Source organism: Serratia montpellierensis (assembly GCF_020858655.1).
Lineage (GTDB): Bacteria > Pseudomonadota > Gammaproteobacteria > Enterobacterales > Enterobacteriaceae > Serratia > Serratia montpellierensis.
The window spans coordinates 75608-90268 of record NZ_VOSN01000005.1 but is presented as its reverse complement, the minus strand read 5'-3'; the positions used below and the strand labels follow the sequence as shown (position 1 = coordinate 90268).

The 14661-nt window shown below is 58.1% G+C and carries 14 protein-coding genes and 2 tRNA genes; 7 read left to right on the top strand and 9 right to left on the bottom strand.

Going from position 1 to position 14661, the window contains the following annotated elements:
• The 4 genes from FUU19_RS05830 to FUU19_RS05815 form a co-directional block, all read left to right on the top strand.
• Positions 1–215, top strand: a 215-nt coding sequence (locus FUU19_RS05830; protein ID WP_230507089.1) for a hypothetical protein, incomplete at its 5' end; no start/stop codon positions are given.
• A gap of 186 nt (positions 216–401) precedes the next feature.
• The gene (locus FUU19_RS05825; protein WP_141969611.1) at positions 402–854 is read left to right on the top strand and encodes a hypothetical protein; all 453 of its coding nucleotides are present in this window, start codon (positions 402–404) and stop codon (positions 852–854) included.
• 361 nt (positions 855–1215) lie between these two features.
• Positions 1216–1289 (top strand) — tRNA-Cys (locus FUU19_RS05820).
• A 10-nt stretch (positions 1290–1299) separates the two neighbouring features.
• Positions 1300–1385, top strand: a tRNA-Leu gene (locus FUU19_RS05815).
• A 175-nt stretch (positions 1386–1560) separates the two neighbouring features.
• Here FUU19_RS05815 and FUU19_RS05810 read toward each other — a convergent pair.
• Positions 1561–2901 carry an anaerobic C4-dicarboxylate transporter gene (locus FUU19_RS05810; RefSeq protein ID WP_033642641.1) on the bottom strand — a complete coding sequence of 447 codons (1341 nt, stop codon included), beginning with the start codon at positions 2899–2901 and terminating at the stop codon, positions 1561–1563.
• Between the two features lie 237 nt (positions 2902–3138).
• On the opposite strand from FUU19_RS05810, the gene FUU19_RS05805 reads away from it, so the two are divergent.
• From FUU19_RS05805 to FUU19_RS05795, 3 genes are all read left to right on the top strand, one after another.
• Entirely contained in the window at positions 3139–3591 is a 453-nt protein-coding gene (locus tag FUU19_RS05805; protein WP_141969609.1) for a PaaI family thioesterase, read from the top strand.
• Between the two features lie 140 nt (positions 3592–3731).
• Complete coding sequence (locus tag FUU19_RS05800) at positions 3732–4013, top strand: hypothetical protein (protein WP_141969607.1); 282 nt, start codon at positions 3732–3734, stop codon at positions 4011–4013.
• On the top strand, positions 3979–4530 hold the full coding sequence (locus FUU19_RS05795) for a hypothetical protein (protein WP_060440227.1): 552 nt from the start codon (positions 3979–3981) through the stop codon (positions 4528–4530). The genes FUU19_RS05800 and FUU19_RS05795 overlap by 35 nt, the downstream gene beginning before the upstream one ends.
• 68 nt (positions 4531–4598) lie before the next feature.
• On the opposite strand, the gene FUU19_RS05790 is transcribed toward FUU19_RS05795, so the two are convergent.
• From FUU19_RS05790 to etsA, 8 genes are all read right to left on the bottom strand, one after another.
• Positions 4599–4868 carry a hypothetical protein gene (locus FUU19_RS05790; protein ID WP_019455885.1) on the bottom strand — a complete coding sequence of 90 codons (270 nt, stop codon included), beginning with the start codon at positions 4866–4868 and terminating at the stop codon, positions 4599–4601.
• A gap of 89 nt (positions 4869–4957) precedes the next feature.
• Complete coding sequence (locus tag FUU19_RS05785; RefSeq protein ID WP_230490317.1) at positions 4958–5095, bottom strand: hypothetical protein; 138 nt, start codon at positions 5093–5095, stop codon at positions 4958–4960.
• A gap of 174 nt (positions 5096–5269) precedes the next feature.
• A complete protein-coding gene (locus FUU19_RS05780) occupies positions 5270–6898 on the bottom strand; it encodes a GMC family oxidoreductase (RefSeq protein WP_141969602.1) in 1629 nt (542 codons plus the stop codon).
• Positions 6899–7008: 110 nt separating this feature from the next.
• A complete protein-coding gene (locus tag FUU19_RS05775) occupies positions 7009–7935 on the bottom strand; it encodes a LysR family transcriptional regulator (protein ID WP_141969600.1) in 927 nt (308 codons plus the stop codon).
• A 98-nt stretch (positions 7936–8033) separates the two neighbouring features.
• Positions 8034–9536: a glycine betaine/L-proline transporter ProP gene (gene proP / locus FUU19_RS05770; RefSeq protein WP_060419579.1), complete on the bottom strand. Its 1503-nt coding sequence runs from the start codon at positions 9534–9536 to the stop codon at positions 8034–8036.
• Between the two features lie 414 nt (positions 9537–9950).
• Entirely contained in the window at positions 9951–11318 is a 1368-nt protein-coding gene (gene etsC / locus FUU19_RS05765) for a macrolide efflux RND transporter outer membrane subunit EtsC (RefSeq protein ID WP_141969598.1), read from the bottom strand.
• Between the two features lie 3 nt (positions 11319–11321).
• Positions 11322–13259, bottom strand: coding sequence for a MacB family efflux pump subunit (locus FUU19_RS05760; protein ID WP_230490318.1), 1938 nt, complete (start codon positions 13257–13259; stop codon positions 11322–11324).
• Complete coding sequence (gene etsA, locus FUU19_RS05755; protein WP_457644854.1) at positions 13256–14446, bottom strand: macrolide efflux RND transporter periplasmic adaptor subunit EtsA; 1191 nt, start codon at positions 14444–14446, stop codon at positions 13256–13258. The genes FUU19_RS05760 and etsA overlap by 4 nt, the downstream gene beginning before the upstream one ends.
• Positions 14447–14661 lie beyond the last annotated feature (215 nt).

Below are 14661 nucleotides of genomic sequence, written 5' to 3'. Positions count from 1 at the left end.
GCGAGTTCGAGCCTCGTTTCCCGCTCCAAACATTAGCCTGTCGAATCCCTGTGATTCGGCAGGTAAGCGAAAAGGGGCTGCGGCCCCTTTTTTCGTTTTCTGCTCCTGAGCCATCCGGCGAAACCTTTCTTCATCTTCCCCTATCGATTATTGGCCCTCCTCACGTTATCTTTCCTGTCGTTCTTATACTGCTGGATGCACCCGTTGAACGGTGAAAGAATGTCCGGCAGAGTATTTGGATACGTTGCGCGGTTCGCCATGCCGGAAGAAAATAACGCGGCTTATGACACCATTCGAGTACTCAGGCACAGCTATGCCGCGATGTCGCCGCGCCAAATCGCTGGGTTATCGGCAAAGCGAAGCGGTAGGTTGGTATCTTGGCGCCGGGCATAGGAGAATGTATGGAGTCTGGTGCTATAAAGCATCTGATAAGGACGGCGGCTGGATGTATGCTGTTCTTCGGCCTGGTCGCACCGCCGGTGGGGGGCGTAATCATGTTTCTGCTGATGACGTTCGGCAGCGGTGAGCTGGTGGAAATTGGCCGTCTCGAAGCCGGCGATATGCTGGGCATGGTGGGGTTTATCGGGACTTTTTCTTACGCGATTGGTTTTTTGCCGGCCTGTTTGGTGGGGGCCATCGCGGGTATCGCCCATCCCGGTATTCGTCGATTGCGGTGGTTTCTGCTGTTATGCGCGATACTATCCGCCATTGCTCCTGGTTTGCTGAATGCCGATCAGCGTATTTTTGGTACGATTGCGGTTTTGCCGGGTATGCTCGCTGGGTTTTTATGGTGGCGCCGGAGATTGCGCGATGCCCCCCATGAGGATGTTTTACGCGGTACCCCATCGCCATAAGCAAATGAAAAGCCGGAGAGGGCGCGGGTAAGCGATTCCTGCCGAGAAAAAAGAACCGATTTGCCCGTGAATTCCTGAGCCGATGCATATAAAATCAACATTCCGCTTGCCTTTGCGTTGGCATTGTGAACAGTGCGCCCACAAAATAAGCAGTTGAAAGCGTTAGAGAACTTTTTGCTATTTCGGGGGGTTGCCAAGGTGGGGGGTTTAGTCCATAATGCAGTCCATCGATTCGGCGGTAACGAAATAAATTACTTAAGAATCAGATGATTAGGATAAGCGATTTCAATATCGCCAACCAAAAGAACAAAACGAAGTGGGTGAATCACCGGCTTTGGCCTGAAAAGGCAAACAGAATAAAGGCGCGTTAACAAAGCGGTTATGTAGCGGATTGCAAATCCGTCCAGTCCGGTTCGACTCCGGAACGCGCCTCCAACTTTCCCGAGCCCGGGTGGTGAAATCGGTAGACACAAGGGATTTAAAATCCCTCGGCTTATGGCTGTGCGGGTTCAAGTCCCGCCCCGGGTACCAGGGAATAAAAATACCGAATAATCAAAGCAATAAGTAGTAATGTCGTAACCGCCGAGAGGCGGTTTTTTTGTGCTTGAAATTCGTATTACACCTGCATTTTTCCTTTCTTGTCATACCCATCCTCTTGGATTGCCAGCCTGTCTGCAGGGAGCCCCGCAGGGCTCCGAAGTACAACTCATAAGAAACCGAACGCTGCGGCAAGGATCCAGCCGAAGACGCAGGAGACGCTGACGCCGATCAGGCCGGGCAGAATAAAGCTGTGGTTGATCACGAAGCGGCCAATGCGGGTGGTGCCGGAGCGGTCGAACTGGATTGCCGCCAGATCGCTGGGGTAGGTCGGCAGAATGTAATAGCCGTAACAGGCCGGTGCCGATGCGACGATATAGGCCGGGTTAACGCCGATCGCCAGCGCCACCGGCACCAGTGCCGCCAGCGCGGCGGCCTGCGAGTTGACGAATTTCGACACCAGCAGCAGGATCAGCGCATAGGCCCAGGGGTATTCTTTCACCAGCACGCCCAGCGTGGCCTCTATCTGCGTCAGGTGCGCGCCGAACATGGTTTCCGCCATCCAGGCGACGCCATACACCGCCACGATGGCGATCATGCCGGAGCGGAACACTTCGTTTTTAGAGATAGACGCCGGGTTGGTGCGGGTAATGATGACGATCAGCGCCCCGGCCATCAGCATGCACATCTGGATCACCAGGACCATCGAAAGCGGCTTGCCGCCGAAGCTGGGCCGCAGGTCGGAAAAGGCCCCCAGCACCGCCACCAGTGCGATGGTGGCGAGGAAAATCCACATGGCGATCCAGTTGCTGCGCGGCAATACCCGGTCCAGCAGGGTGGCGGCGTCGCCATAGACGTAGCGATGGTTCTCCGGCACCGAGATGAATTTTTGGAATTCCGGGTCTTTGTCCAGGTCTTTGCCGCGGAACCAGCTGAAGATGCCGATCGCCAGAATGCCGCACAGGGTAGAAGGGATGGTGATAGACAGCAGGTCGAGGAATTCCAGATGTCGGCCATTGAAGGTGTAGCTGCTGAGCATCGCCACCAGTGAAACGACCGCCACTGAGACTGGGCTGGCGATAATGCCCATCTGCGCGCCGATCGAGCTGGCCGCCATCGGCCGTTCTGGGCGGATGTTATTTTTTATCGCTACGTCATAGATGATTGGCAAGATGGTGTAGACCACATGGCCGGTGCCGCACAGGATCGTGAGAATGCAGGTCACGAAGGGGGCGATGATCGAGACATAGCGCGGGTTGCGCCGCAGCATCCGCTCGGCGATCTGCAGCATGACGTCCAACCCGCCTGAGGCCTGCAGGGTGGCGGAGGCCGCCACCACCGCGATGATTACCAACATCACGTCCACCGGTGGCTTGCCGGGCTGCAGGTGAAAACCGAATACCAGGATCATCAACCCGATCCCACCCAGCAACCCCAGCGCAATGCCGCCCTTACGTGCCCCATACAGCAGGCATGCCAATATCACCGCTAATTGCAGAAAGAAATCCATGATAAATACGCCTTAATAATGTTGAACTTAACTGCGCTCAGTTTCCGGCCGTGTTGGCCGCAGAAAGTTGTTTTAAATCTAAAGGCATTAATAAATTGTGGTTATTAACTCTGAAGAGTGATGACGGTCACATTCAGAGAATCTGAAGAGTAGGCGGCTGACGACATCAGCACGAAAAAGCAAGTCAAGAGGTCAGACCTCTCCTATATAACCGGTTCACCACCAGAGGAGAGAGCAATGGATCCGACAAAAATGACGGGGTTGGCGTTATTACAGGCTGCGATGGCCGGCAAAATTCCACCGGCTTCAATCGCTGAAACGGTGCCCATGAAACCGGACGCGGTTGAAGAGGGGTATATCCGCATTGTGGCGCGGGCTGACGAACGCCACCTGAATCCGTTGGGAGGCGTTCATGGCGGCTTTGCCGCCACGGTTTTGGACTCGGTGACCGGTTGTGCGGTGCACAGTGCGCTGGGCGCGGGGGTTGGTTATGGTACGGTCGATCTGCAGGTTAAAATGTTGCGTCCTGTGCCAAAGGAAACTGACCTGATCGCCGAGGGGCGTCTGGTCTATGCGTCGAAAAATGTCGCTTTTGCCGAAGGCACGCTCAAAACGGCGGAAGGGAAGCTGCTGGCCTCGGCAACCGCCACGTGTTTTATCATTCGTCCTACCGATCAAGCCCCGCAATAACCTGCCTTTATCGGGCTTCGGGCTATCAACCCGGGGCCTGCCGCATTTCTCTTCGGTTGCATACAGGGCCGTGATACGACGGCAGGCGCGATGCGTCATTGTGGTCTAGTATTCTTGGGTAAAAATTTATCGGGGTGATTATGCAGCCGTATAAAGAGGTTGGGTTTGATCATGAGCTTTGTTTGGCGATCGGCAGAGCCGTATTGGACGTGGTAGCGCAAGGGGAAGAAACCAGTGCGCCGGCGGTGATGAGCGCCATTGAGCGATCGGTGGAGCAGGGGCTGAATGACGACGAAGTCGCCGCTGCCGACGATGCCCTGGATTTGATCGCGCGTCTCATCCATGACTGCCGGTTTGTTCATCTACCGAATGAAGAGGAGGCTTCCCATGCATTGGTTGAATTTCAAGCGCTACAAGAGTGACGTCGCCAGACAGGCCGTGCCGCCGCATTTGAATGCGGCTGAATTTGCACGGCATTACGCCGATAAGCCGCAAACCGATACGGAAGAGTATCTTTCGTTGAGCGGGGAGATGTGCTGGGATGCGGTGGTGCTGTGTGCCCACCGTTCAGGCGCACTCAGCAAGGCGAAATACAAGCAGCTGTGGCAGACGGTGTTCGATAAGCAATACAAACATTTCGTTAGCCCGGACGATACCGAGATCCGCACGATGGCCGATATGCTGCGCGCGCCGCAGGGATGTTTTATCGGCATATTCTCCCTGCGTGACGCGGCGGCGCCCCGTTTGCTGCATGCCATGATCGGTACCGGTGCGGGATTTGCCGCAGGCAATAAAAATCTTTGCATTGGCGTGGGGGGCGCGGTCGGCTGGGAAAATCTCAATCTGGCGCGCGATCTGCGCTGGCAGCCTGAAGGCGGCTTTTTACGCCAGGGCGACAACGAAGTGCTGCGCATCTTTTATCGGCCTTTCCCCGCCTAAACCGGCCCGGATGCTTTTAGAGTAAAAAAAACCGCCGTCTGGCGGTTTTTTGTTGGCGCGTGTCGCCCTTATTTGAACCCGCCGTTGCGAATGAATTCGAGACCGGCGGCGGTGATCCGCGTTTGATGCGGGTCGATATCATAGTTGTTCTCGTCGATGTCGCTCATCACATAGGCCTGTATCAGGCCCTTGGTTTTAAGATAGGCGAAGGGATCGGCGAACGCATGCGGGCTGGTGGCGTCTTGTTTCCACAGTTCGTAGGTTTTTTCATCCAGCGTCCCGGGGTGATTGGCGGCCAGTCGGGTCAGAATCTGGTTGTAAAATACATAGTCGGTCATGATGCGGTCCTCTTTATCGCGAGCGACAGTCTCGGAAAATGACGTAACGTCTTTCAATCATAGCCGATGTTTTCTATCGCCTGTGTGGGTTATCCGCGCTGGCTTTCGATCCAGTGGAACAGACGAGAAATCGTGAAGGTGATATCGCCGATGTTGAAAAGCGCGCAGAGCCACAGGGTCAGCATAGCCAGAATGCCGATGATGATGGGAAGATCCCTTTTGCCCATGAGAATGTTCTGCTGAGGTGACGGTGGTCTACAGGGTAACACCATTTCCAGGCAGGATAAAATGTGAGCCGTTATTTCGAGTGTGCTGTTGCGGAATGCGGGAGGCCGGCCATCAGGATGACCGGTCTGGTTTCAACAGTCTATTTTGCCGCCAAGCGGGGAGCTAAAACGGCTTCAGGCGTAGTGTCGGGCGATATGCTCGGCGGTGGCGATCGTCGTCACATTAGTGGCGACGGAGGGAACGTCGGGGAAGATGGAAGCGTCGACGACCCTAAGCCCGTGTACGCCGTGCACGCGGCCCTGAAGGTCGACGACCGCCTTCGGATCGTCGGCCTTCCCCATCGGTGCGGACGAGGTCGGATGATGATAGGTATCCAACGTCGCCGCCATCGAGGCAAGAATGGCCTCGTCGCTGTCTGCAGCGGGCGCAAGCTCGCTGTGGATCAGCGTAGACAGCGGCGCGGTTTGCCCTATTTTACGCGCCAGTTTGACCCCTTCCAACAAGCGGACGCGGTCACTCTCTTGCGCCAGGAAGTTAAGATCAATGTGAGGGGCTGCCGCTGGATCGCGGCTTTCCAGCCAGACTCGTCCGGTGGATTGTGGCCGAGTCAGCGCCACCGCCAGAACAAAACCGACGCCGGTGGGGCTTTGGTCATGTGGAAACAGATGCGTCGCGGTAATGTGCAGATCGAGCTCTCCCGGTTCCGCCTGGCTGCTGTGGGTCCACAGCTTGGCGCCGATAACCGGCGATTGGCTGCCGATGACATCGGGGCGGGCGGCGTAGGCATTGTAATAAAAGGGGTGATCGACCAGGTTTTCACCGACGGGGAGATCGGCGACGACGGGGATCCCCAGACGCTTCGACTGTTGCGCAGGCGCGATGCCGGATCGCATCAAAATGGCGGCGCTGCCGTAGGTGCCCGCGCTCAGAATCACTTCAGCGGCAAGGATCACTTCGCCGCTGGCCAGGCGCACGCCGATCGCGTGCTGCCCGTCAAATATTACGCGGTCTACCAGCGTATCGGCACGCAGGGTGAGATTGTCTCTGGCACGGGTTTTCTCATCCAGATAGGCCATGCCGGTGTTAACGCGCACGCCGTTGATGATATTCATCGGGTAGGGGCCGACGCCATTGGCTGAAGGGCCGTCAAAATCGTCAATCGCGTCGTAGCCGTTGGCGCGCGTGGCGGCGACGAAAGCGCGTTGCATTGGCGTGATGTCATCCAATGTGAGTTGCACGACAGGAAAGGGGCCGCTATCGCCATGGATTGCGCGGTCGTGCAGGCCATGACGAGTCTCCAGTTTTTTGAAGGCGGGCAACAGGTCCTGATAGCCCCATCCCGGCAGATCCCAGCGGTTGAAATCTTCCGGACGGGCGCGGATCGCCACGGCACCGTTGACCCCTGAACTGCCACCCAGGACTTTACCGCGGATAGCGCCGATCGCGTGGCTGACATAGCCGGGTTCTGTCCGGTATCCCCATTCGAACTCCGGGTTGCCATTGGCGCCGAGGACGTCGCTGTCCGCGATAAGGCGCGGATAATCGTAGGGCGCATAACTGTGCCCGGCTTCTAACAGCAGAACCCGGCGCGCAGGGTTTTCGCTGAGGCGAGCCGCCATCACCGCGCCGGCGGAGCCGCCGCCGACGATGACTACGTCGAAAACAGGGGATGTCTCTCTGGTCCGTTGGGCCGGTTGTGCTTGCGCCGATAATGCGGAAATCGATGTGGAAGCGCCGAGCGTGGCGGCGGCTGAAGCGACCAGCGTTTTTGATATCAGCTGGCGGCGTGATAAGTCTTTCATGGCAGAGTCTCCAGAGCGGGCAGAAAGTGTGTGTTCTGCAGACTAAAACCCTGAGGCACAAGCAACAAGTGATCGAAATTCGAACCTCGGGTTCGCGTTTTGCGAACCTTTCAGGCTGACGTCAGGAAAGGGGAGAGTTCGGTTTCCCAACGGGGCGTGCGGCCAATGTTCTCACTCAGGAAGTTCACCAGCGCCTGGATCTTGGGGGATGCCCGTTTTGAACGGCGGTAGACGGCGGAAATGTCGCCGCCGTCGGGTGAATAGGCGGCCAGAACAATGCGCAGTTCGCCCGCGCGTATCGCGTCGGCGGCGATAAATGCGGGCAGGATAGCGAGGCCCAAACCGGCTTTAGCCGCCGCCAACAGGTGAAAAGCGTTATCGGTGCGCAGCCGTTTACCGATACGAAACGATCGGATTTCGCCCTCGATGGGGAGCTGCAGCATGCCGGTCGGTTCGCGCTGAATATACAACAACCCCTGGTGCTGTTGCAGGTGTTGCGGGTGTGTCGGCGTGCCTTGCTGGGCAAGATAGGCCGGGCTGGCGCAAATCAAATGACGGTTGGCGCAGATGCGCTGCGCGATCAGGTCGGAATCCGCCAAGGGGCCGATACGGATGGCGACATCGAAATTTTCCTGATTCAGATTGGCCAGACGATCGCTATACTCCACGTCCAGGTTCAGGTTTGGATATTGTGCCATAAAGGTGGATAACAGCGGCGCCAGATAGCGGATGCTGAAGGCCATCGGCGCCGTTAACCGCAGTTGACCCTGCAGTTGGCTATGCAGTGTTCGCACCGTCTCTTCGGCATCGCTCACTTCGCTTAATATGCGCACGGCGCGCTGATAGAACAGGTGTCCGGCGTCGGTCAGCCCAAGCCTTTTTCCGCGTTCGAACAGCACAATCCCGAGGCGCGTCTCCAACTGCTGGATGCGTCTGCTCACCACCGACTTGGTGGTACCCAAGCGACGGGCCGCGGCGCTGATGTTGGCGGCCTCAACCACGGCGATATAGGTCGCCATCTCCTGAAACTGATTCATTCATCTCTCCTTCGTCACCCGCATGGTCAAATTATCACTCACTGCGCGTCAGGCAAAAAAAACCACCCGAGCGGGTGGTTTTTGTTTGTCAGAGCGAATCAATCCAGTTTGGGATGCTGGTCGATCAGGATCTGCTTTTTCTTTTCCAATTCGGCGATCTGCGCGTTGATGTCCTCGACTTTCTGTTCGATGTTGTCGTAGGTCTCCTGCAGCAGCTCTTTCGCCTCTGAGCGGTCAGACGCCGCCGGCGTCGCGCCGCGCAGCGGCTTGTTGGCGGTTTCTTTCATGTACAGACCGGTGATAAGACCGATCACCGCCACGACCATCAGGTAGTAGGCCGGCATGTACAGGTTGCCGGTCGCCTCTACCAACCAGGCGGCGGCGGTCGGTGTCGCACCGGCGATCAGCACCGAAATGTTGAACGAAATCGCCAGTGCGCTGTAGCGAATGTGCGTGGGGAACATCGCCGGCAGGATGGAGGCCATCACCCCGGTGAAGGAGTTGAGCAGAACCGCCAGCACCAGCAGACCGACGAAAATCAGGCCAATGACGTTGCTGTTGATCAAAATGAAGCACGGGATCGCCAGCGCCAACAGGCCGATGCTGCCGCCGATGATGAACGGCTTACGGCCGATGCGGTCGCTGGTCAGGCCGATCACCGGCTGCACGAACAGCATGCCGATCATGATGGCGATGATAATCAGAACGCCGTGATCCTCCGAGTAGTGCAGGTTATGCGACAGGTAGCTCGGCATGTAGGTCAACAACATGTAATAGGTCACGTTGGTGGAGATCACGATACCGACACACACTAGCAAACTTTTCCAGTGTTTGGCCGCGATCTCTTTGAACGAGGTTTTCGGCGGATTTTCGATGGCGTTGCGATCCTCTTTCTCCATCTTGTCCACGTGTTGCTGGAACGCCGGGGTTTCTTCCAGCGCATGGCGCAGATAGAGACCGATCAGGCCCAGCGGCGCGGCGATGAAGAACGGAATACGCCAGCCCCAGTCGAGGAAGTTGGCTTCGCCGACGATGCTGGAGATCAGCACTACTACGCCTGCGCCCATCACAAAGCCGGCGATGGAGCCGAAGTCCAGCCAGCTGCCCATAAAGCCGCGCTTGCGGTCCGGTGAGTATTCGGCGACGAAAATTGCCGCACCGGAATATTCACCGCCGACGGAGAAGCCTTGCGCCAGCTTGGCCAGCAGCAGCAGGATCGGAGCCCAGATGCCGATCGATGCATAGGACGGGATCAGGCCGATACAGAAGGTGCTGACCGCCATGATGATAATGGTGACCGAGAGCACCTTCTGGCGACCGAACTTATCGCCCATGGCGCCGAAGAACAGGCCGCCGAGCGGACGCACCAGGAAGGGCACGGAGAAGGTCGCCAGCGCGGCGATCATTTGTACGCCGGGCGAGGCGCCGGGGAAGAAGACCTGGCCAAGTGCGTAGGCGACAAAGCCGTATACGCCGAAGTCGAACCACTCCATCGCGTTGCCCAGGGCCGCTGCGGTGATCGCCTTCTTGAGTTTGCTGTCATCGATGATGGTGATGTCGCTGATGTGCATCGGTTTATGTCGTTTTTTTCTTAACTTCATATAATCATCCCTTAATGAATTATTCGTTGTTCGTGAAAGCGTAATCTCCGTTCACTATTGTTTTCGAGTTATCAAATAGGCTAATCGAATCGCGGTTCAAGACGATTCATTATCCACATTTAAGTTGGGATGTGGATCACAAAATATCGTCATTTATGCCAAGGTTATGTCATTTAGGTGACTAATTATTTTGCATCTATAGCTTAACGTTATATCTTGCTACGATCAAATTCAGCAGTTTAACTTAAGTGTTTGCACCGATTTGGTGCGAGAATGGTCTAATAAATGTGCGATTTGACGATTTTTCGTCTAATTGGTGATGTTTTAAGTATACAGAGTACGGGAGATAAAACAGGAAAAATTGATGTGTTTGCCGTCAAAAAAACGCCTGACCAACTGGCCAGGCAGTTTGGATTAAGGGACCGACGAACCGCCGAATTCGAGATAGATTTTCGCCAGATTCTGGTACTGCGCGAAGCGGTTTTCATCCACCGCCAGCTCCGCCTGACGGCGTTGTTCCTGCGCGTTCAGCCAGTCGGTAATGGTGACGGCGCCCTGCCGGTAACGCACCTCGTTCAGCCGCTCCGATTTGCGCGCCAGCGCCAATGAGGCGCGCAGCTGCGCCTCCTGCGCCAGCAGCTGCGTGCGCAGTGACAGCGCGTTGTTCACATCGCCCATCGCCTTGTACAGCGCCTGCTTGAAGGCCAGCACTTGCTGTTCATAGTCGTTGCGGGCGATCTTAATCTCCACGCCCATTTGCCGCCACTGCAGGAACGGCAGCGTCAGGCTGGCGCCGAGGCTGCCGGTCGGGTTGCGCAGAAATTCCAGCAGCGCGCTGCTGCTGGCGCCCAGTGAACCAGTCAGGCTGAACGCAGGGTAGTATTGCAGACGTTTTTCGTCGACGTTGGCCAAGGCGGCGCGCAACCGCAGCTCTTGAGCGCTTAGATCTGGACGACGGCTCAGGACGCCGGCGGGAATGCCGGTGTTGATCTGCGGCATCGTCGTCGTCGGCAGGCGCGCGGGCGCGATGGTGGCCTGGCCTGATGGCGCGCCCAGCAGCACCGCCTGCTCGTTCAGCGCCTGTTGACGATCGTGTTGTAACGACAGCAGGCTGCGTTCCTGCGTCAGCACGTTTTGTTCCGCGTTCACCACGTCCAGCGCCGAGATGCTGCCGGCCTGATAACGGGCGTTGGCCAGCCGCAGCGTCGTTTTGGCATAGGCGATGCTCGCCTGGCTGACGCTGATTTGTTGATTGAGAAAACCGATGCGCCAGTAATTCGTGGCGGCGTTGGCCAGCAGCGTCAGGCGCGCCGTCTGCAGATCCTGCTCGGAAGCCTGGCTGGCCCACTCGGCGGCATCGCGCTGGCGCGCCAGCTTGCCCCACAGATCGACTTCATAGCGGGTGGTGAGAGACGCGTTGCTGGTTTTATTCCAGGCGGAGGACTCTGACAGCGGGCGATTGATGCCGCTGCCTAATGAGGCGCTGACGTCGGGCGCGGTGCTGATGCCGACGCGTTCCGCTTCGAGGCGCGCGCGGTAGACGCGCAGCACGGCGACAGCCAGATCGTTGTTGCTGGCCATCACCTGTTGCAGCCAGCGATCGAGCTCGGGATCGTGGAAATCGCGCCAGTCGAACGGCGTCGGCGTGGCGTTCTCGGCGGCGTGCTGCCAACTCGCCGGGTAGTTGATCTGTGGCGCCCGGTAGTCGCTTTTCAGGGCGTTGCCGCAGCCGGCGGTGAGCAGGGCGGCGAGGCTTAACGCCAGGGGAGATAAAATTTTCATGGGTTACTCGCTGGCCAATGAAACGACCGGATCCATCCTTGCCGCTTTACGGGCGGGGAGATAACCGAAGATCATGCCGATTAAGGTTGAACAGAAAAACGCCGTCGCGGCGGCTTGCCAGGAATAGATGGCGGTGAACATGCCGCCCGCCAGCGAGGTGAACAGCGACCCGGCGGCGAACGACAGCGCGATGCCCAATGCGCCGCCGATCAGGCAGACCAGCACCGCCTCGATCATGAACTGTTGCATGATGTCGCCGCGCCTTGCGCCGACCGCCATGCGCACGCCGATTTCGTGGGTGCGTTCAGTGACCGACACCAGCATGATGTTCATCACGCCCAGGCTGCCGATCACCAGCGCGATTGATGCCACCATCAGGATCAGCAGGCTAAAAGTCATTGACGTGCGTTCGATGGACTTTCGAATTTTATCGAAGTTGTACAAACGGAAATCTTTTACGCCGTGGCGTTGGGTCAACAGCTGTGTGATAGCGGTGACGGCCGATTCGCTGGCGACATTGTCCTTTAGCCGAACGGTGATGCCGCTGAGCGTCGGTTTGCCTACCATGCGATACATCACCGTGCTGTAGGGCATCCAGACAGTGATGCGATTGGGCGCGTAGTTGCGATTGCTTTTAGCCACACCGATCACCCGGGCCGGCACCGAGCCGAGAAATACGATCTGGCCGAGCGGCTCGACGCCGAAATCGCCGAACAGCGCCTGGCGTGCATTGTCGTCGATGATCACTTCCTGCAGCGCATTACGATCGTCGCGGAAAGTCACGCCTTGTAACAGCTCGACGCCGTTAACGCGGAAATAGTCGCGCCCGACGCCGGTGATCGAGGCGGTGGCGGATTTGCTGCGAAAACGGATGCTGTCGTAAGCGTCTACCTCCGGGCTGACGCTGTCGACGAAGCTTTGCTGCGCCAGCGCGTCGGCATCGGCCGGTACCAGGGTGCGGATGCTGTCGATGGCGTCGTCGAAGAAGTCACGCCCCGGATAGATGCTTACCACGTTAGTGCCGAGATCTTTGAGGTTTTCCAGCGTGCGCTGCTTGGCGCCTTCGCCCAGCGCGACTACCGTGACCACGGCGGCGATGCCGAAGATGATGCCGGTCATGGTCAGCGCGGTGCGCAGGCGATGGGCGTTCATCGCCTTCAGCGCCATGTGCAGCGATTCGCGGGTGCGGTCAATCAGGCTTTGCCAGCCGCTTTGCCGGCTGCGGTTCGGCGGCGGCAGCGCGACGGCGGGCACCGACTTGCGGCCGCTGTCCGCGATGATCTCGCCGTCTCGCAGTTCGATGACGCGGTGGGCATGTTGCGCCACGTTCATATCGTGGGTGACGATCACCACGGTGTGGCCGCGCTGATTCAGTTCGCTCAGGATCGCCAGCACTTCCTGGCCGGATTGGGTGTCCAGTGCGCCGGTCGGCTCGTCCGCCAGGATAATTTCGCCGCCGTTGATCAGCGAACGGGCGATGCTGACGCGCTGCTGCTGGCCGCCGGAAAGCTGGCCGGGCTTGTGATCCTCGCGTCCCTCCAGGCCCAACCGCGCGAGCAGCTGTGCCGCTCGCTGCCGCCGCTGATCGCGCCGGGCGTTAGCGTAGATGGCCGGAATTTCGACGTTGCCCAGCGCGCTGAGATCGGGCATCAGGTGATAACGCTGGAAGATAAAGCCGATATGCTCGCGGCGCAGGCGGGCCAGTTCGTCCGGCGACAGGTGGGCGGCGTTCTGGCCACTGATGTAGTAGTCGCCGCGATCCGGTACGTCGAGACAGCCCATGATGTTCATCAGCGTCGATTTGCCGGAGCCGGAGGCGCCGATGATCGCCACCAGCTCGCCGGCGGCGATGGTCAAATCGATGTCTTTCAACACCGTCAGCGCCTGACCGCCGTTGGTGTAGGTTCGGCTGATGCCTTTTAGCTCGATGATCGCGTTCACAGGAAAATGCCATCCTCAGCCGACTTGGCGGCGGGCTGCGACAGCACCACGGTTTCACCGGCTTTCAGGCCGCTGAGGATCTGAATGTCGACGTTGTTGGTGATGCCGGTGGTCACTTCGCGCGTTTCCAACTGTTGATCCTGAGTCAGCACCTGTACTTGTTGCCCTTTTCCTTCGGTTTTATGCACCGCCTGGATCGGCACCAGCAGGGCATTCTTCGCGTCGCCGAGCAGTAAGGAAACCTGCGCGGTCATGGCGATGCGCAGGCGGTTTTCCGGGTTGGGCACGTCCAGCAGCGCGTTGTAATAGACCGAGGCGTTCGAGGTGCCGGAGCCGGAAGCGGAACTGGTGCCGGCGAGCGAGTCGTCTTTCATCACCGATTCCGGTGCCAGCTCGATGGTGCGCAGCGTGGCGTCGTAACGTTTATCCGGATCGGAAAAAATAGTGAAGTACGCCTTTTGCCCCGGTGAAATGCGGGTGATGTCGGCTTCGGAGATCTGCGCCTTTATGGTCATCGTATCCAGCCGCGCCAGCTTGACGATGGTCGGCGCGCTTTGGCTGGAGTTGACCGTTTGTCCCTGCTGCGTGACCACGGCGATGACGATGCCGTCCATCGGCGCGACCACGCGGGTATAGCCCAGATCGATTTTTTTCTTCTCGACTTCGATCTGCGATTGCACCAACTGCGCATTGAGTGCCTGCAGATCGGCGCGAGTGGTGGCGAGCGAGGCTTCGGCGGTCTCGAAGTCTTCCCGCGAACTGGCCTCGTCGTTCAGCATGCGGCGCTGGCGTTTAAAACGCGACTCTGCCTGTTTCAGCAAGGCCTGTTTGGCTAACATATTGGCTTTGACTACGTTCAGCGCCGCTTCGGCGTTGCGCAGATCGTTGCGTTGTTGCAGATCGTCGATGTCGGCGATCGGTTGCCCCTTGGTGACGCGATCGCCCAGTTTGACCTTCAGCGATTTGACTTCGCCGGAGACCCGCGCGCCGACGTTAACGCGTTCGACGGCATCCAGCCGCCCGGTGGCCAGCACGGCGTTTTCGATATCGCCCAGGCGGGCCGGCGCGGTAACGTAATCCTGCTGCGGCGGGCGTTGCCAATAGATTGCCAGCGCGACAGCGACGGCGATGAAAACGATGGCGGCGATCAACGCCAGACGGCGGGAGGGGAGTTTTAGTGATGACATACCCAGGTTTTCCATAACGATAAAAGCGGCGGTTCCAGTCTGCCATCATGGCAGCGCCAGCTTGAACTGGCGCTAAACGTGAGGCGCTTTCCCGCTGGAAAGGGGATAGTAAAGGCTTTCGCGCTAAAGATCACGGCGAGTTATTATCCGCCGGGTGTGCAACCGGCTGCACGGCACGCTATACTGGCTAAAAAACCAGTATTCATTCATCAGCA